The organism is Bradyrhizobium sp. USDA 4486, assembly GCF_054057995.1.
The window spans coordinates 1470982-1487960 of sequence record NZ_JBSRZV010000001.1 but is presented as its reverse complement, the minus strand read 5'-3'; the positions used below and the strand labels follow the sequence as shown (position 1 = coordinate 1487960).

Genomic DNA, 16979 nt, shown 5'->3' with positions numbered 1-16979 from the left:
CGAATTTCCGCGCTGCGAATATCTCGTCAGGTCACGGCCGCCGCGGCAACATGCGGCCTGCGCCGGCCGAGCAGGACCAGGATCAGCACCGTGGCGCAGGAGAACACGAAGGTGAGACCGAGCGCGCCGCGGCTGCCGAACTCTGTGAGCAGGCCGGCGAGCAACGGCGGGGAGATCGCGGAGGCGAGATTGAGCGGCAGCGCGATCATCGACATCGCCTTGGCGAACTCGGCCTGGTCGTAGAACACCAGCGGGATCGTCGCCCGTGCCACCGCCATCGCGCCGCTGCCGGCGCCATACAGCAGGATGAAAACGGCGACCGCCCAGGTCGCCCCCTCGCTCAGCATCAAGAGCAGCATCGCCACGGGCAGCGCTGTGCCGGCGACGAGCCCGGTCGTGATGCCATCCCAGCGGCCGCCGCCGAGGAAGTCGAGGCCGCGGGCGCTGACCTGGATCACGCCGAGCATGGAGCCGAACGCGATCGCCTGCGCGGGCGCCAGCCCTTCCGCGCGCAGCAGCTCGATGAACACCGCGCTGAGGCCGAAATTGACGAAGGCATTGAGGGTGATCGCGGAGACCACGAGGCCGAACGTGCCCCGGGCAATTCGCGGCGCCTCCGCGCGCTTCGCCGGCGCAGCACTGTCGTCCTTCGCGACGGGCCGGCGCGGTGCTGCGAAGGCATAGAGCGGCAGCGAGACGAGGATCAGCATGGCGGCATAGACGAGGCAGGTCCCGCGCCAGCCGAGATGGCCGCTGAGGAACGACGTGGCCGGCCAGAAGATGCTGCTGGAGAGGCCCGTCACCAGCATGAGCGCGCCGATCGCGCTCTTGGCCTGGCGCCCCGCGATCTCGTTCAGCATGATATAGGCGCCGGTCGAGAGCGTGGCGCTGCCGGCGACGCCGAAGATGGTCCAGGCGGCGAAGTAGAGCACCGGCTCGCGCGCGAAGGACAGCAGCACGAAGCCGGGCACGGTGAGGACCGTGCCGACCATCATGACCTTGCGCGCGCCATGCCGCGCGAATGCCTTTGCGAGCCAGGGCGCGCACAGGCCCATGGTGACATAGAGAACGGAGGTCCCGCCGAACACCGCCGGCAGGCTCATGCCGAGGTCAGCCGCGAGATCCCGCCCGACGATGGCGGGGAGCCCGATCGTGCCCCATCCGATGAGCTGGGTGATCGCGAGCACCAGCAGGGCGCCGATGAGCCTGCTGTCAGATTTCAAGAACCGCATTCCCTCGCCTGCCCGGCAGGCGCCGATCACGCCTGTGCCGCCCGTCTTAGCCGGAGACTCAGCGCAGGGGAACGCCGGCCGCCGAATGGCAGAATGCAGCCGGGAGCATGTCAGCAGGAGACAGTAGCCCCTACCCCGCGAGCCCGAGCAGGGATCGCGCCTCGGCCGCGGTCGCGACGCGCCGGCCGTGGCGCGCGACAGCCTCGCAGGCGACGGTCACGAGCTCGGCGTTGCTGGCGGCGAGGCGCGTCTTGTCGATCCGGATATTGTCCTCCAGGCCGGTGCGGACCGCATCAGCGCCCCGCGCGAGAGCCCAGCCCATGACCTCGGCCTGGTGGCGCCCGATCCCGGCGGCGGTCCACGTCGCTTGCGGGATCAGCCGCTTCAACTCTCCCAGCAGGATGTCGAGGACATGCTCGTCGGCCGGCATCGCGTTCTTGACGCCCATGACGAACTGCACATGCGGACGCGCATCGATCAGCCCCGCCTCGATCAGTCGGCGCGCGCCATGCAGATGCGACAGATCGAAGATCTCGATCTCCGGCCGGATGCCATTCGCCTTCATGCCGGTGGCGAGCGTCTCGACCAGCGCGGCACTGTTCTCGTAGACGATCGTCGGAAAGTTCACCGAGCCCGTGGACAGCGAGGCCATGTCGGGCTTCAAATAGAGCGACGATCCACGCGCCGAGGGATCGCGGCCTCGCCCGCCGGTCGAGAACTGAACGATTATTCCCGGGCAATGCTTTTTGATGCCCTCCTGCACCAGGGCAAAGCGCTCGGGGTCGGAGGACGGCGTCTCGTCATCGTTGCGAACATGGATGTGGGCCAGCGTGGCGCCGGCCTCGAAAGCCTGCTGCGTCGATTCGATCTGTTCGGACGGCAGGATGGGCACCGCCGGGTTGTCCTTCTTGCGCGGAACGGAGCCGGTGATAGCGACAGCAACGACGACGGGGTTCATCCCTTGACCTCATGATGATCGCGCTCGCGCGCAGAAGGTTCGACCAGGCCATCACGTAACGCGTTAAGCCTGCCGCTGCAAACTCCACCGGTCGCAGCGGCAGGGCTTCCCTGCGCTCTCGTCAGGTCGGAATTGCGGCCGCACCGCTCGCCGCCGCGCGCTGCCGCTCGTAATCGGCCCGCGCCATCGGGACGGCCTTGGGATCACCGAGATCGTCGATGCTGATCCGGTAGGTTTCCCGTGCCGTGACGGCGGCCAGCGCCGCGATGACGGTGATGCCGAAGGCGATCGCCCCGACCGTCAAGGGAATGTTGGCCGAGCCGGGAGGCGCCACGGTCGCAAACAGCGCCGGGAGCAACGCGGTGATGGTCGTGCCGATGTTCTGCGAGATCGCCATTGCCGATACACGAGTGCGCGTCGGAAACAGCTCCGGGTAGAAGCTCGGGAAGATCGCGTTGTAGCCCTGGTAGACCACGCCCCACATGAGCAGCGAGAGCAGGATCGCGAGCGGCACGTTCCTGATGCTGATGGCATAGAGGTAGCCGAACGCGAGCAGGCCGGAGAGCAGCGCGCCCACGATGATCGGAGGCTTGCGGCCGACCTTGTCGGAGAGATGGCCGACAAAGGGAATGACGAACACGGCCAGCATGTTTCCGAGCACCGGGATCCACAGATAGACGTCCCTGGCGAAACCGATGCCATAGGCGGGCTGCACCGCATATGCCGCACCGAAGATGGTCGCAACGACGGGAATGACGTTCATCAGGGCCATGCAGATCACCCTGAGCATGTCGCGCCAGCTCAGCTTGATGGCCTGGACGATGGGCGCCCGCGGCGTTTCTCCCCGCTCGCCCTCGCGGGCAAAGGCCGGGGTCTCGTCGACTTCGCGGCGAATGATGTAGCCGGCGACGATGACGAAGAAGCTGAGCAGGAACGGAATCCGCCAGCCCCAGCTGTTGAAGGCTTCGGTCGGCATATAGGCCGCCAGCGGCAGGAACACCGCCGCCGCAAGGATCTGTCCGGCCTGCACGCCTTGAAGCGCGAAGCTTGCATAGAAGCCGCGCCGTCCGAACGGCGCGTGCTCCAGGATCATCGAACTGGCGCCGGAGATTTCACCGGCCACGGCAAAGCCCTGCACGAGGCGAAGGATGACGAGCAGGATCGGCGCCAAAATCCCGACCTGCTGATAGGTCGGCAGCAGACCCACCGCCATGGTCGAGATGCCCATCAGGAACATGCAGACGATGAGCACGGTCTTGCGGCCATGTGTGTCGCCCCAATGTCCGAGCACGAACGCGCCGATCGGCCGGGCCACATAGCCGACGCCGTAGGTCGCCAGCGATGCGACGATGGCGACGGTGGGATTGTCCGACGGGAAGAAGATTTGCGGGAAGATCAGCGAGGCGGCGGTGGCGTAGATGAAGAAGTCATAATATTCGAGAGCCGAACCGATCCAGCCGCTGGCAGCAGCCTTCCTGGACTGACTCGTCTGACGGGTCGCGGTCATCTCAAGATTCCTCCACTCGGTCTTTTGACGTCCCGTTGCCGGGCTTCTTGGAGACATTGGGCAGCACTCTCCGCCCGCTCTGCGAAAGCCTCGCGAGCGCTCGTCACTGCCGATGGGTGTCTGATTGGTCGCGACAATAGGCTTTCGCCTGGGTAACACAATTACCCAGTTATGCGATAAACCTAACATGATGTTATTTTACGCGGAGGCCTTAACCTCCAGGCGGCCCCGGCCTAGGCGGTGTGGCCGGGATCGACCTGCTTTGGCGTCTTCTTGTCACGCTGAGGCGTCATCTTCGCCGGGTCGGGTGCGTCGGGCACACCGCGGGGCCCCAACTGCTCACGTTGGATGTCGTCTTCGGACCGGGAAGGTTCGACGCCGTTCGGCTCACGAGGCTTGGTCATCATGAGCTCCTTCTTTTTGCAGGTCTGCTGTCGACGCCTCAAATGCCGAGCGCGTTCTCGCCGGCCTCCCGGCCGGGCACGCTGACATGGACTTCGTGGCCCTCGCGCAGCGCCAGGGACGCTGCCGCGACGGCGGATTCGAACGCGGCTTCCTTGGTGGCGTATGTGTTCTTGACGTCGCCGTCATGCAGCACGCCCCATTCGTCCCGCACCGGTACGATGGCGTATTGAGCAAGGCCCATGGTTTCCTCCTCCGTCTCTCTCATCCGTGTCTATCGCTGCGTGAGCTGCGGATGCGCGGCGGTCACGCGCCACACCGTGTTGCCGCTGTCGTCGGCAACCAAGAGCGCGCCGGTCCGGTCGATGGCGACGCCGACCGGGCGGCCGCGCGCGTGGCCGTCGTTGTCGAGGAAGCCGGTGACGACGTCCTGCGCCGGGCCGCTCGGCTTGCCGTCCGCGAACGGCACGTAGACGACCTTATAGCCGTTGAGATTCTGCCTGTTCCAGCTGCCGTGCTCGCCGACGAAGGCACCGCCGCGATAGTCGCTCGGCAGGCTGGTGCCGGTGTAGAAGGCCATGCCGAGCGGGGCGACATGCGAGCTCAGCGCGTAATCAGGCACGATCGCCTTGGCGACCAGATCCGGCCGCTCCGGCTTGACGCGGGGGTCGACGTGCTGGCCGTAATAGCTATAGGGCCAGCCATAGAAGCCGCCGTCTTTCACCGACGTCATGTAATCGGGCACGAGGTCGGGACCAAGCTCGTCGCGCTCGTTCACCACCGTCCACAGCGCGCCGGTCTGCGGCTCGAAGGTGAGGCCGTTGGGATTGCGCAGGCCGCTTGCGAAGATGCGCCATCGGCCGCTGGCGCGGTCGACCTCGAGGATGGCGGCACGATTGTGCTCGGCCTCCATGCCGTTCTCGGTGATGTTGCTGTTGGAGCCGACGCCGGCATAGAGCTTCGAGCCATCGGGGCTCGCGACGAGACTCTTGGTCCAGTGGTGATCGATCGGCCCACCCGGCAGCTCAGTCAGCACCGTGCCTGGCGCGGTGATCTTGGTGTCGCCTTCGGTGTAGGGGTATTTCATGATCGCGTCGGTGTTGGCGACATAGAGATCGTTGCCGACCAGTGCGACGCCGAAGGGCGAGTTGAGATGGTCGAGGAAGACGCTCTGCGTATCCGGCACGCCGTCGCCGTTGCTGTCGCGCAACAGCGTGATGCGATTGCTCGGTCCTGTATCGCCGCCCGATGTCGCCCACGACTCGATATAGCCCATCACGATTTCCTTGGGCCGCTTGATCGGAGCGGATTTCGGCGCCTTGGATTCCACCACCAGCACGTCGCCGTTCGGAAGGACGTAGAGGAAGCGCGGATGCTGCAGGCCGGTGGCAAAGGCCTTGGCCTGGAGCCCCTGCGCGACAGTCGGCGTCTCGTCCTTTTTCCAGCCGACGATGCGCGCAATGTGTATCGGCGGCAGCAAATATTGCTGGATGTCAGGCAGCTTCGGGTTGGCGCCGATCTGCGCCTTTGGATCGCCGCTGCCGTCGTTGCAGCCGGCGAGGCACAACAGCGACGAGCATACGAGCGTGCGGGCAATCAAGGATGTCATCGCGCAACTCCCACGCCGTGGCGGTACACCATGGCCCAGCCCAGCCAGCCGGTGACCGGCAGGATCAGCACGGTGAGTGCGGACAGAACGAGCCCGGTCGGCCACACCGAGGTCCAGGCATCACGCGTGTGGATCAGCAGGTTGAAAACCGCCAGGACCAGCGCCACGGCGTTGCCGATCAGATGCGGCCAGGCCGGCGACTGCGCCCGCACCAGACGGTTGCCGAGGAAGTCGGTCAGGCCCGCGATCGCCGCCAGCACGCCGAAGACGACGCCGAACAGCAGAAGCCAGGTGGAGAAATTCGCCCACATCATCTCGGCGCTGACGACATAGGCGATGTCGGTGAGGAGCGCACCGATGAAGCACACGATCGGGATCGGCACCAGCATCGGATGAATCGGATGGCCGGCGATTTGCGCGCTAGAGCGCACGCGCACAGCTTCTTGCACGGTTGGCCTCGTGTGACTTTCGCCCTGCCCGACCGGCCAACTCGTGCTTGCAGCGAAGGTTCCTACACCTGCGCCGTCATGTCCAGGTCGGCCAGATAGGCCGCGTAGGCGCGCTTCAAACCATCGTGAAGCGATGTCGTCGCGCGCCAGCCGAGCCCATTGAGGCGGCTGACATCGAGCAGCTTCCGCGGCGTGCCGTCTGGCCTTGATGTGTCGAAACTGATCTCGCCGCTGTAGCCGACGATCCCGGCCACGACACGCGCGAATTCGGCGACCGCAATGTCCTCGCCGGTGCCGATGTTGACCAGCTCGGACCCGGAATAGGTCTTCATCAGGTGCACGCAGGCATCCGCCATGTCGTCGACATAGAGGAACTCGCGCCGCGGCGTGCCGGTGCCCCAGACCACGACATTCGTCGCGCCGGAAACTTTCGCCTCGTGGAAGCGGCGGATCAGGGCGGCCACCACATGGCTCATCTCGGGATGATAGTTGTCGCCGGGGCCGTAGAGATTGGTCGGCATCACGCTGATGAAGTCGCTGCCATACTGGCTGCGATGGGCCTCCACCATCTTGATGCCCGCGATCTTGGCAATCGCATAGGGCTCGTTGGTCGGCTCCAGCGGGCCGGTCAGCACGAAATCTTCGCGCAGCGGCTGCGCCGCCAGCTTCGGATAGATGCAGGACGACCCCAGAAACATCAGCTTCTCGGCGCCGTTCAGGTAGGCGGCGTGGATCACGTTGGCCGCAATCGCGATGTTGTCGTAGATGAACTCGGCACGCAGCGTGTTGTTGGCGACGATGCCGCCGACCTTGGCGGCAGCAAGGAAGATCACCTGCGGCCGCACGCGGGCGAACCAGTCGAACACGGCGGCCTGGTTGCAGAGATCGACCTCGCGGCGATCCACCGTGACGAGCCTCGCATCCTCCCGTTCGAGCCGGCGCACCAGCGCAGCTCCGACCATGCCGCGATGGCCGGCGACGTAGACGCTCTTGCCTTTCAGCTCAAACGCTGTTCTTGCCATGGCCGGCGTCCCGTTTTGCGTCCGCCAGATCGCTCGCCACCATCTCCTCGACGAGCTCTGCAAACGTCCGCTTCGGCTTCCAGCCGAGCACCTGGCGTGCCTTGCTGGCGTCACCGACCAGGAGATCGACCTCGGTCGGGCGGAAATAGGTTGGATCGATTCTCACCACGGTCTTGCCGCTCGTCTCGTCGACGCCGGTCTCGTCGACGCCCTGCCCGCGCCATGCGATGCGGCGGCCGACATGGGCGAAAGCCAGCTCGACCATCTCGCGCACCGAGCGCGTCTCGCCGGTGGCGAGCACGAAATCATCAGGCTTGTCGGCCTGGAGGATCATGTGCATGCCTTCGACGTAGTCCCTGGCATGGCCCCAGTCGCGCTTGGCTTCGAGATTGCCGAGATAGAGCGTATTCTCGAGGCCGACCTCGATGCGGGCGACGGCGCGGGTGATCTTGCGGGTGACGAAGGTCTCGCCGCGGATCGGGCTCTCATGGTTGAACAGGATGCCGTTGCTTGCGAACATGCCATAGGCTTCGCGGTAGTTCACCGTGATCCAGTAGCCGTAGAGCTTGGCGACGCCGTAAGGCGAGCGCGGATAGAACGGCGTCGTCTCCTTCTGGGGGACCTCCTGCACGAGGCCATAGAGCTCGGAAGTCGAGGCCTGGTAGAACCGTGTCTCCTTGTCCATGCCGAGGATGCGGATCGCCTCCAGGAGGCGCAGCACGCCGAGGGCGTCGGCGTTGGCGGTATATTCCGGGCTCTCGAAGCTGACGGCGACGTGGCTCTGGGCGGCGAGATTGTAGATCTCTGTGGGGCGGATCTGCTGCATCAGGCGGATCAGATTGGTCGAATCCGTCATGTCGCCGTAATGCATCAGGAACGGCACATTGCCGACATGCGGGTCCTGGTAGAGATGGTCAACGCGCGCGGTGTTGAACGAGGACGAGCGGCGCTTGATGCCGTGCACGACATAGCCGAGCGACAGCAAATATTCGGCGAGATAGGCGCCGTCCTGGCCGGTCACACCGGTGATGAGAGCGATCCGCTCAGTCATATGGCCCTTAAGCTCCCGGCGGCCACCCGACACGGGCGGTCCGCGCGTACGTGGCATCCGTCGATTTGACGCCCTTCTTGGACAGAACGGCCGTCAGCGTCAACTTCGTATGGGACCAAAGGGGATTTGGAGCGGGTGAAGGGAATCGAACCGCCGTCCTCAGCTTGGAAGTCACAAAATTCGCAATCCGCGCGAGGCCGGTTCCGACATTCTGCAGCCCTCCGGACCCTTGAGATCACAAGGGAATTTCCCGTTGTCGGAATGGTCGTGCGAGTTTTCCCGAACGGTCTCCTAGTCTATGGAAATCCATGAAGTACGGGTGGCAACGTGTCTCGCGAATTGAGCACAGCTCATCCGGCTCAGCCGGTCGCAGCGGAACGATTGTTTGGCAGGCAAGCTGTTAGCCCTCGGACCAGACCAGGCGACGCCACGAGGCCTTCCGACTATCAAATGGAGGCCGTTCTGGCCTACCTGGAGGAGTCGCGAGCCGGCCAGTCTCGCTGAGCGAGTATGAGGTCCACCCTCAGTTTCCAAATGAATCGAAGGCCACGAAGCGGAGGTATTTGTCCTCATGATGCACCACGTTGCATCTAGCTGGAGATGGATCGAGCCTCCGATTGGCGGAATCGAAATCTTTTTACCTCATATTCTCCGCATCCGGCCCAAACCGCTCCCATTTTTCCCCGTCGAACCGGATGAGTTGCTCCTGTTTGATCGGCGCAAAGTCCGTCGGTGACGTGTTGATCGTTATTCCCGGAAGAAGCATGTCGAGCTTCAAATCCTCTTCGCGGAGCCGATCAGACCAGTCCGAGTTCTTGCAGGAGAGCGTTGCGATCGGCATCGAGCTCTGGCGCAGGCCGATAGTTTGCGAATTGCTCGCCGGCGAACCGGATGGGACAGGCCGCGGTTTTCAACACCATGCCCCCGGGAGCCTCCAACGGGACGAACATGTCGCGCGCATTGAGCTGCGGATCACGCAGTACGGCGGCGATGTCGTTCATCGGTCCACATGGGATCCCGGCTTGCGTCAGGATGGGAAGCCATTCCTCGGCGGTTCTGGCGGCCAGCGCCTCTTCGATCCGCTCGGCGAGAGCACGATGATGTTCGCATCGCGACGAATTGGAGACGAATCGCGGATCGGCTTTGACGTCCTGCATCTGCAGCACATCGCAAAGATCTCTGAACTTCCGGTCGTTGCCGGCGGCGATGATGAGATGCCCGACCTTGCTCTTGAAGACGCCAAAGGGCGTGATAGAGGGGTGCCTGGAGCCGATAGGCCCCGGAACGACTTGCTCGACTTGATAACGAACAAGGGCATTCTCGAGCAGAGAGATCTGCGTATCGAGCATGGAAATATCGACGTGCTTACCGCGACCGGTGCGGGCGCGCTCGATCAACGCCGCCTGAACTCCGATCACCGCATGAGTGCCCGCGGCGATGTCGCCGATCGATACTCCGACGCGCGTCGGCGGACCTCCCTCCTCGCCCGTCAAGCTCATGACACCGCCCATGGCCTGCACGACCATGTCGTAAGCCGGCAGTTCGCGGTAGGGTCCCGTCTGACCAAAGCCAGATATCGACGCCAGAACCAGCCGGGGAAAGCGCGAGCTGAGCGCCTCCCAGCCGTAGCCGAAACGGTCCATGGTACCGGGCGTAAAATTTTCCGCGAGGACATCGGCTTCCAGCAATAGTCGCTCGAATATCGCGCGGTCGGCAGCATCCTTGAGGTTCAGTGCGATCGATTCCTTGCTTCGATTGATCGAGAAGAAATAGCCTGACCTCGGCAAGCCATCGGCGTTCGAGATGAAGGGGCCGATGTGCCGCGCGTCGTCACCGATGCCCGGCATCTCGACCTTTATGACCCGCGCGCCGAGATCCGCGAGCATCATGGTGCAATACGGTCCGGCCAGCACGCGGGTGAGATCGATCACGATCAGTCCAGCAAGTGGCCCCTTTGACCGCGGCTTCAGCGCGGACGCCGGTGGTGAGTGAGGTCCAGTCATCGGCCGTCCAGGTCGGCGCCGAAGCGCGGGGGACGCTTTTCGGCGAAAGCCGCGCTGCCCTCGCGCAGCTCGGCGCCCACGAGGCTGTCACGGTAACGCTGATCGGCAGCAGCACGATCGAACGAGTTTCTGGCGATCTCGTTGATGGCGCGTTTCATGCCACGCATGGCGGCCGGCGCATTGGCAGCGAGAACAGAGGCGAGCTCCTTCACGCGCGCATCGAGGCTGCCCGCAGGAACGGCTTCATCCAGATAGCCGATGCGCAGCATCTCGGCCGCGTCCAGTTTCAGGCCCGTGAGGAACAGCTTCTTTGTCGCCGCTACGCCGAGGCGCGCCGCAAAGCGCATGAGACCGCTGCTGTAATAGTGAAGCCCGAGGCGCGCGGCCGGCATGAACATCTCGCCACTATCTACGCCGATCCTGAAATCGCAGGCGAGCGCAAGATCGGTCGCGCCGCCATAGACTCCGCCGTTCAGTCTGCAGATGGTCGGTATCGCCAGAGTTTCGAGCTGATCGACGACGTTCGCAAAACCGGAAGCATGAACATCTTCCTTAGACGAGTTTCGCGCAGCGATGTCTCCGAGGTCGTATCCAGCGCTGAACGCGCGTCCTTCGCCGGTCAGGATGAGAACTCTCGCACCTGCCTTCTCAATGCTGGCGAAGTGCCCCGAGAGCACGGCGAGATCGGCTGCGGTGATCTTGTTCATCTGCCGCGGGCGATTGAGCTTGATCGTCGCGATAGGCCCATCCGTCTTCAGCAAAGGCGCGCCGCTCAAATCCACGCAAGTCATCGGCGTTTCCAGTTGTCCTTGTTCTATGCCCGGATTATATGTATTTTTTTAAAAGGTCTACGTATACATAAAGGCATAAGCGTATACATAAGGGCAGCCAATGCGGGTTCGCGTCTCCGATGAGCTTTGTCGACGGATCGAAAGCGATATCGCCGAGGGACGGCTGCTCCCCGGCGACAAGCTGGACGAGCAGAGCCTCGCCAGACGCTTTTCGGTCTCGCGCACGCCAGCGCGGGAAGCGCTGCTTCGCTTGGCCAATGAAGGTCTCGTCAAGTTCAGGTCGCGCCAAGGCGCAACCATCGCGAGCATGACACCTCAGCGAGCGATCGGCATGGTGGAAATTCTCACTGCGCTCGAAGCGGAGGCTGCCGGTCTGGCGGCGCGCCGAATGACTGTCGCCGAACGAACCGACCTGCGTGAGATCCACGAGCAGTGCGCATCAGCCGTGCACACCGGCAACACGGCGCGCTACGTCGAACTCAACACCGCATTTCACCAAGCCATCTACGCTGGCGCGCGCAACACGCCCTTGGCCGATCTCGTGACTGAAACCCGCCTTCGGATGCGGTTCTTCCGGCATCAGAGCTTGTCGCGACCGGCCCGCCTGGCGGCATCATTCGGCGAGCACGCTCTGATCGTCAGGGCGATTGAAACAGGGAGCGAAAGTGACGCACAGCAATCGATGCGCGCTCACATCATCGTCGGGGGCAACCTCTTTGCCGACATGGTCGCTTCCATCAAGCCCGAGTGACGGTTCCGCGCCCCGCGCCGTGAAAAGGTCATCGATAAGCGATGGTGCATCTTCATCACGATGATGAGGAGAAGCAGGACGCAAAAATGAAGCGGATCAAGCAGGCGGCCCAAAAGTGAACCCTTGTCGGAATGAAAACCAACAAGCTCACTAAGCAACTGAAAACATTGGAGCGGGTGAAGGGAATCGAACCCTCGTATTCAGCTTGGAAGGCTGCTGCTCTACCATTGAGCTACACCCGCGTTGGCGATCCCCTAACACGGCCCGGCGGCGGTCTCAACTGGCCCTGACCGGCCATTCCGCCCCGCAAACGCCCTTGTTCCCGGCCACTTCGCCCCACCTCTTAACCGCGGGGCGGTTTCTCCCTATATTGAGGCTCCCGAAACCAACGAAAGGAGGTGATCCAGTGTCTTATCTCAAGCGCTGTCACCTCGCTGGGATCGCCCGCTAAGCTCCAAGGCTTGGCATCGGGGCGCTCTCAGCCCTGGACCAGCGAGCAAGAAATCGGGCGCGACGGGGCCTCCCCGCCGCGCCTTTTCTTTTGGGATTTTGCTCGGAAGTGCCGGCTCGTCGCCGAGCAGCCCGGTAAAGACGCTGGCGAGCAGGCACGGGGCGATCACCTTGCTGGTCGGGCTCGCGAGCGAGAGCAGGAACGGCATTGCGGCGGTCGATATCTGTAGGGCGCTCATTGGCTCGCGCCGATCGCGGCGTGGGGCTTAGAAGCCGCAGAGGTTCTGGGCGCGGGGCCGCTTGCCGCGGCGGCTTTCGACGGGGAGCGGCAATCGGGTTTCCGGACGGTTTCGTCGCCGCGCCCGGCGATGCAATACTTTCCACGCCGCCATTGTCGGCGCAGGCTGTGGTGATACGTCCTTTGGACGCGCCCAGCAGAATCAACGAGGTGACGATGCTTTACGCCATCCTGGCCTACCATGTGGAAGACGAGGTCCTGTCCTGGACGCCGGAGCAGGACGCTGCGGTCGTGGCCAAGGTCATCGCGGTCCAGGCGCCGCTGCGGGCCAGCGGACAGTTCGGACCGGCCGCACGGCTGGATGAGACCCGAAAGGCCCGCACCCTGCGCGGCCCCGGCGCAGGGATGGTGCTGGACGGCCCCTTTGCCGAGACTAAGGAGCAGCTTCTGGGCTTTCACCTCATGGAATGCGAGACCGAGGATGAGGCGATCGCGGCCGCGCGGAAGCTGCGCGCCGTCAATCCGACCGCGGTCTACGAGATCCGTCCGGTGAAGCTTTACGTGCCGGCCGACGGGTTCGGCGCGACAGCGGGTGACGGGCGCGCGCTTTAGGAACCCTGGTCCGCCGGCGCGGCATAGAAGCGCCGAATCAAAATCCCGCCGAAAGCGATGAACCACAGGAAGGGCGCGATGTGCGGCGCGAATGCCGCGACGATCGTGCCCGGAATGAACACCAGCAGCGGAAACAGCGAGGCCATCGTCTCACGCCGCCAGCCGCCCAGAATCGTCCACCACAGCCACGCATTGAGGCCGGCGATCGCGGTCAGATGCAGGCCGTAGAGCACCGCCACCGCGCTGCTCATGGCGTAATTGGTGTAGAGGCCGTTGGTCACCGGCAGCAGCACGATCGAGAGCAGGAAGAACAGATTGAGGATCACCGCGCCGCGGGTGCCGACCGCCTGGCGTGCCAGCCGGCGGTGATGGCTGATCCAGAACAGGCCGGCGATGATGAAGCTGAGCGCAAAACCCGCGAGCTTGCCGGAATAGGCCTGGGCGAGATCGCCCCAGCCGGGCGCGCTGGTGAACACCGCGGCCCTGGGCAGGTCGTAGGCGAGCAGCGTCATGGCGACGCCGAAGATGGTGTTGCTGAGCGATTCCAGCCGCCGCATCTCGAACTGGTCGGGCTTGAGCTCGGTCATGCCGGTTGCGCGCTTTTCGAGCCTGGAACTTCGGGCTGTGTTGTCCCTAGGTCTTAACACCGGTTCCGTCCAGCCGCATTGCGATTCGCGTTGGGATCGCCGACCCTGTCGCCTTTCACCGGGGCGATTCGTGGCGACATATCTGGACACGCTCAATGCGGAGCAGCGCCGCGCCGTCGAGCATGGCGTCGCCGATGGTGCGACCGTGGGCGCCCCCCTACTCGTCATCGCCGGCGCGGGCTCCGGCAAGACCAACACGCTGGCCCATCGCGTCGCGCATCTCATCGTCGCCGGCGCCGACCCGCGTCGCATCCTGTTGATGACGTTCTCGCGCCGCGCCGCGGCCGAGATGGCGGGCCGCGTCGAGCGCATCGCGCGCAAGGTGCTGGGTGAGAACAACGCCGCGATCATGCGCGATGCGCTGACCTGGGCCGGCACGTTTCACGGTATCGGCGCGCGGCTCCTGCGCGAATATGCCGAGCGGATCGGCGTCGATCCCGCCTTCACCATCCACGACCGCGAGGATTCCGCCGACCTGATGAATCTGGTGCGGCACGAGCGCGGCCTGTCGAAGACGGAGAGCCGCTTTCCGGCCAAGGGCACCTGCCTGTCGATCTACTCGCGCTGCGTCAATGCCGAGATGGAGATCGAGAAGGTGCTCGGGGCGCACTATCCCTGGTGCGCCGGCTGGGCCGCCGAGCTGAAGGGCTTGTTCGCCGCTTACGTCGAGGCCAAGCAGGCCCAGCATGTGCTCGATTACGACGATCTCCTGCTCTACTGGTCGCAGATGATGAGCGATGCGCTGATTGCCGAGGAGATCGGCGGCCGCTTCGATCACGTGCTGGTCGACGAGTATCAGGACACCAACCGCCTGCAATCCTCGATCCTGCTGGCGCTCAAGCCCGACGGGCGCGGGCTCACCGTGGTCGGCGACGACGCGCAATCGATCTATTCGTTCCGCGCCGCGACCGTGCGCAACATCCTGGAGTTCCCGCAAAGCTTCTCGCCGCGCGCGGAGATGATCACGCTCGACCGCAATTACCGCTCGACGCAAGCGGTGCTCGCGGCAGCCAACGGCGTCATTGGTCTGGCGCGCGAACGCTTCACCAAAAACCTCTGGACCGATCGCGGCGCCGGGCAGAAGCCGCAGCTCGTCACTGTGCACGACGAGGCCGACCAGGCCCGCTACATCGTCGAACAGGTGCTGGCCAACCGCGAGCAAGGCGCGCTGCTCAAGCACCAGGCGGTCCTGTTCCGAACGGCCTCGCATTCGGGCCCGCTGGAAATCGAGCTCACCCGCCGCAACATTCCGTTCGTGAAGTTCGGCGGGCTGAAATTCCTCGACGCCGCTCACGTCAAGGACGTGCTGGCCTTGCTGCGCTTTGCCGAGAACCCGCGCGACCGCGTCGCCGGCTTCCGCATCCTGCACCTCTTGCCTGGCATCGGACCTGCGACCGCGCAGCGCGTGCTCGACCAGATGGCCGAAAGCACCGACCCGCTGCACACGCTCTCGCAGCTCCCGGTCCCGCCGCGCACGGGCGCGGACTGGACCGACTTCGTCCGCACGACCCAGAATCTGCGCTATTCGGAATGGCCTGTCGATCTCGAGCGCGTGCGGCTGTGGTACGAGCCGCATCTCGACCGCATCCACGAGGATTCGGAGACGCGGCGCGCCGACCTGATGCAGCTCGAGCAGATCGCGAGCGGCTATGCTTCGCGCGAGAAGTTCTTGACCGAGCTCACGCTCGATCCGCCGGACGCGACCAGCGACAAGTCCGGTCCGCCCTTGCGCGACGAGGACTATCTGATCCTCTCCACCATCCACTCTGCCAAGGGCCAGGAGTGGAAATCGGTCTACGTGCTCAACGTCGTCGACGGCTGCATGCCGTCAGATCTCGGTGCCGGCACCAGCGCCGAGCTCGAGGAGGAGCGCCGCCTGCTCTATGTCGCGATGACACGTGCCAAGGACGATCTGCACCTGGTCGTGCCACAGCGCTTCTTCACCCACGGCCAGCAAGCCAAGGGCGACCGCCACGTCTACGCCTCGCGCACCCGCTTCATCCCGGAGCAGCTGGTCTATCTGTTCGAGCGCACCGCCTGGCCGAAGGCCACGGCGGGCGCAGCCCGCAGCGCGGCACAGGGCCCGAAGATCGACATCGGGACAAAGATGCGCGGGATGTGGCGGTAAAACGGAAACCGAGCATTTCCGAATGCCGCCTTGTTGCGTGACTGCGGTCCATTAAGTCTGGCGGATCACCCCATAGAGACCCGCATCGATGACCGCACCGCTCGAATTCGGACTGGATACTTTTGGCGACGTCACCCGGGACGCCTCCGGCGCCTTGCTTGCGCATGCGCAGGTGATCCGGAATGTCGTCGACGAAGCGGTGCTGGCCGACGAGCTCGGCCTCGATTTCATCGGGCTCGGCGAGCATCACCGCGCCGATTTCGCGATCTCCTCGCCCGAGACCGTGCTGGCTGCGATCGCATCGCGCACGAAGCACATCCATCTCGGCTCGGCCGTGACGGTGCTGAGCTCGGACGATCCGATCCGCGTGTTCCAGCGCTTTGCAACGCTGGATGCGCTCTCGAACGGGCGCGCCGAGGTGATCCTCGGCCGCGGCTCGTTCACCGAATCCTTCCCGCTGTTCGGCTTCGACTTACGCAAATACGAGGAGCTGTTCGAGGAGAAGCTCGACCTGTTCGCCGCGCTCTTGTCGCAGCAGCCGGTGAGCTGGCAGGGCAAGCTCCGCCCGCCGCTGAAGGATCAGCTGGTCTATCCGCCGGTCGAGAACGGCCGGCTCAAGAGCTGGATCGGCGTCGGGGGCAGCCCGCAATCGGTGGTGCGCGCCGCCCATTACGACCTGCCCTTGATGCTCGCGATCATCGGCGGCGATCCCGCGCGCTTTGCCCCTTACGTCGCTCTCTATCACCGCGCCTTCAAGGAGTTCGGCCGCCCGGCACAGCCGATCGGTGTGCACTCACCCGGCTACGTTGCCGCGACGGATGAAGAGGCGCGCGAGGCGCTGTGGCCCGACTACAAGACCATGCGCGATCGCATCGGCAAGGAGCGCGGTTGGCCGCCAATGGGCCGCGACGAGTTCGTCAGCGAGGCCGAGCGCGGCTCGCTCTATGTCGGCTCGCCGGAAACGGTGGCGCGCAAGATCGCAAAGACCGCGAAGGCGCTCGGCATTTCGCGGTTTCAGTTGAAGTATTCTGCGGGACCATTGCCGCACGAGAAGCTGATGAAGAGCATCGAGCTCTATGGGCGCAAGGTGGTGCCGATGGTGCGGGAGATGATGGGGTAGCGCTCGAGG

16 protein-coding genes and 1 tRNA gene are annotated in these 16979 nt (G+C 64.4%); 4 read left to right on the top strand and 13 right to left on the bottom strand.

Annotation, left to right across the window (positions count from 1 at the left end):
• Positions 1 to 26 precede the first annotated feature (26 nt).
• The 11 genes from ACVWY3_RS07235 to ACVWY3_RS07185 form a co-directional block, all read right to left on the bottom strand.
• Positions 27 to 1232: an MFS transporter gene (locus ACVWY3_RS07235; protein ID WP_456837851.1), complete on the bottom strand. Its 1206-nt coding sequence runs from the start codon at positions 1230 to 1232 to the stop codon at positions 27 to 29.
• A gap of 130 nt (positions 1233 to 1362) precedes the next feature.
• Complete coding sequence (locus ACVWY3_RS07230; RefSeq protein ID WP_456837850.1) at positions 1363 to 2190, bottom strand: 3-keto-5-aminohexanoate cleavage protein; 828 nt, start codon at positions 2188 to 2190, stop codon at positions 1363 to 1365.
• Between the two features lie 121 nt (positions 2191 to 2311).
• On the bottom strand, positions 2312 to 3697 hold the full coding sequence (locus ACVWY3_RS07225) for an MFS transporter (protein ID WP_456837849.1): 1386 nt from the start codon (positions 3695 to 3697) through the stop codon (positions 2312 to 2314).
• A gap of 233 nt (positions 3698 to 3930) precedes the next feature.
• Positions 3931 to 4104, bottom strand: coding sequence for a hypothetical protein (locus ACVWY3_RS07220; RefSeq protein ID WP_456843572.1), 174 nt, complete (start codon positions 4102 to 4104; stop codon positions 3931 to 3933).
• A 35-nt stretch (positions 4105 to 4139) separates the two neighbouring features.
• Positions 4140 to 4343: a hypothetical protein gene (locus ACVWY3_RS07215; RefSeq protein WP_456837848.1), complete on the bottom strand. Its 204-nt coding sequence runs from the start codon at positions 4341 to 4343 to the stop codon at positions 4140 to 4142.
• A gap of 30 nt (positions 4344 to 4373) precedes the next feature.
• Entirely contained in the window at positions 4374 to 5708 is a 1335-nt protein-coding gene (locus tag ACVWY3_RS07210) for a PQQ-dependent sugar dehydrogenase (RefSeq protein WP_456837847.1), read from the bottom strand.
• The gene (locus ACVWY3_RS07205) at positions 5705 to 6157 is read right to left on the bottom strand and encodes a DUF2231 domain-containing protein (protein WP_456837846.1); all 453 of its coding nucleotides are present in this window, start codon (positions 6155 to 6157) and stop codon (positions 5705 to 5707) included. Before ACVWY3_RS07205 ends, ACVWY3_RS07210 begins: the two co-directional genes overlap by 4 nt.
• Before the next feature lie 62 nt (positions 6158 to 6219).
• On the bottom strand, positions 6220 to 7179 hold the full coding sequence (gene fcl / locus ACVWY3_RS07200) for a GDP-L-fucose synthase (protein WP_456837845.1): 960 nt from the start codon (positions 7177 to 7179) through the stop codon (positions 6220 to 6222).
• Complete coding sequence (gene gmd, locus ACVWY3_RS07195; RefSeq protein ID WP_456837844.1) at positions 7160 to 8230, bottom strand: GDP-mannose 4,6-dehydratase; 1071 nt, start codon at positions 8228 to 8230, stop codon at positions 7160 to 7162. The genes fcl and gmd overlap by 20 nt, the downstream gene beginning before the upstream one ends.
• A gap of 797 nt (positions 8231 to 9027) precedes the next feature.
• A complete protein-coding gene (locus tag ACVWY3_RS07190) occupies positions 9028 to 10233 on the bottom strand; it encodes a CaiB/BaiF CoA transferase family protein (RefSeq protein ID WP_456837843.1) in 1206 nt (401 codons plus the stop codon).
• Positions 10230 to 11024 (bottom strand): enoyl-CoA hydratase/isomerase family protein, encoded by a 795-nt coding sequence (locus ACVWY3_RS07185; RefSeq protein WP_456837842.1) that lies wholly within the window; start codon positions 11022 to 11024, stop codon positions 10230 to 10232. Before ACVWY3_RS07185 ends, ACVWY3_RS07190 begins: the two co-directional genes overlap by 4 nt.
• A gap of 100 nt (positions 11025 to 11124) precedes the next feature.
• Between ACVWY3_RS07185 and ACVWY3_RS07180 the strand changes: the two genes are divergently transcribed.
• On the top strand, positions 11125 to 11775 hold the full coding sequence (locus ACVWY3_RS07180) for a GntR family transcriptional regulator (protein ID WP_456837841.1): 651 nt from the start codon (positions 11125 to 11127) through the stop codon (positions 11773 to 11775).
• A gap of 168 nt (positions 11776 to 11943) precedes the next feature.
• Here ACVWY3_RS07180 and ACVWY3_RS07175 read toward each other — a convergent pair.
• Positions 11944 to 12017, bottom strand: a tRNA-Gly gene (locus ACVWY3_RS07175).
• A 662-nt stretch (positions 12018 to 12679) separates the two neighbouring features.
• On the opposite strand from ACVWY3_RS07175, the gene ACVWY3_RS07170 reads away from it, so the two are divergent.
• Complete coding sequence (locus tag ACVWY3_RS07170) at positions 12680 to 13075, top strand: YciI family protein (RefSeq protein ID WP_456837840.1); 396 nt, start codon at positions 12680 to 12682, stop codon at positions 13073 to 13075.
• On the opposite strand, the gene ACVWY3_RS07165 is transcribed toward ACVWY3_RS07170, so the two are convergent.
• Positions 13072 to 13662, bottom strand: coding sequence for a TMEM175 family protein (locus ACVWY3_RS07165; protein WP_456837839.1), 591 nt, complete (start codon positions 13660 to 13662; stop codon positions 13072 to 13074). The two genes, ACVWY3_RS07170 and ACVWY3_RS07165, sit on opposite strands and share 4 nt — an antisense overlap.
• A 130-nt stretch (positions 13663 to 13792) precedes the next feature.
• Here ACVWY3_RS07165 and ACVWY3_RS07160 point away from each other — a divergent pair, with 130 nt between their 5' ends.
• Complete coding sequence (locus ACVWY3_RS07160; protein ID WP_456837838.1) at positions 13793 to 15850, top strand: ATP-dependent helicase; 2058 nt, start codon at positions 13793 to 13795, stop codon at positions 15848 to 15850.
• 88 nt (positions 15851 to 15938) lie between these two features.
• Positions 15939 to 16970: an LLM class flavin-dependent oxidoreductase gene (locus ACVWY3_RS07155; protein ID WP_456837837.1), complete on the top strand. Its 1032-nt coding sequence runs from the start codon at positions 15939 to 15941 to the stop codon at positions 16968 to 16970.
• Positions 16971 to 16979: the final 9 nt, after the last annotated feature.

Coding starts and splice junctions, on each gene's coding strand:
- ACVWY3_RS07235 (WP_456837851.1), bottom strand. CDS start 1,232: ATGCGGTTCTTGAAATCTGACAGCAGGCTCATCGGCGCCCTGCTGGTG.
- ACVWY3_RS07230 (WP_456837850.1), bottom strand. CDS start 2,190: ATGAACCCCGTCGTCGTTGCTGTCGCTATCACCGGCTCCGTTCCGCGC.
- ACVWY3_RS07225 (WP_456837849.1), bottom strand. CDS start 3,697: ATGACCGCGACCCGTCAGACGAGTCAGTCCAGGAAGGCTGCTGCCAGC.
- ACVWY3_RS07220 (WP_456843572.1), bottom strand. CDS start 4,104: ATGATGACCAAGCCTCGTGAGCCGAACGGCGTCGAACCTTCCCGGTCC.
- ACVWY3_RS07215 (WP_456837848.1), bottom strand. CDS start 4,343: ATGGGCCTTGCTCAATACGCCATCGTACCGGTGCGGGACGAATGGGGC.
- ACVWY3_RS07210 (WP_456837847.1), bottom strand. CDS start 5,708: ATGACATCCTTGATTGCCCGCACGCTCGTATGCTCGTCGCTGTTGTGC.
- fcl (WP_456837845.1), bottom strand. CDS start 7,179: ATGGCAAGAACAGCGTTTGAGCTGAAAGGCAAGAGCGTCTACGTCGCC.
- gmd (WP_456837844.1), bottom strand. CDS start 8,230: ATGACTGAGCGGATCGCTCTCATCACCGGTGTGACCGGCCAGGACGGC.
- ACVWY3_RS07190 (WP_456837843.1), bottom strand. CDS start 10,233: ATGACTGGACCTCACTCACCACCGGCGTCCGCGCTGAAGCCGCGGTCA.
- ACVWY3_RS07185 (WP_456837842.1), bottom strand. CDS start 11,024: ATGACTTGCGTGGATTTGAGCGGCGCGCCTTTGCTGAAGACGGATGGG.
- ACVWY3_RS07180 (WP_456837841.1), top strand. CDS start 11,125: ATGCGGGTTCGCGTCTCCGATGAGCTTTGTCGACGGATCGAAAGCGAT.
- ACVWY3_RS07170 (WP_456837840.1), top strand. CDS start 12,680: ATGCTTTACGCCATCCTGGCCTACCATGTGGAAGACGAGGTCCTGTCC.
- ACVWY3_RS07165 (WP_456837839.1), bottom strand. CDS start 13,662: ATGACCGAGCTCAAGCCCGACCAGTTCGAGATGCGGCGGCTGGAATCG.
- ACVWY3_RS07155 (WP_456837837.1), top strand. CDS start 15,939: ATGACCGCACCGCTCGAATTCGGACTGGATACTTTTGGCGACGTCACC.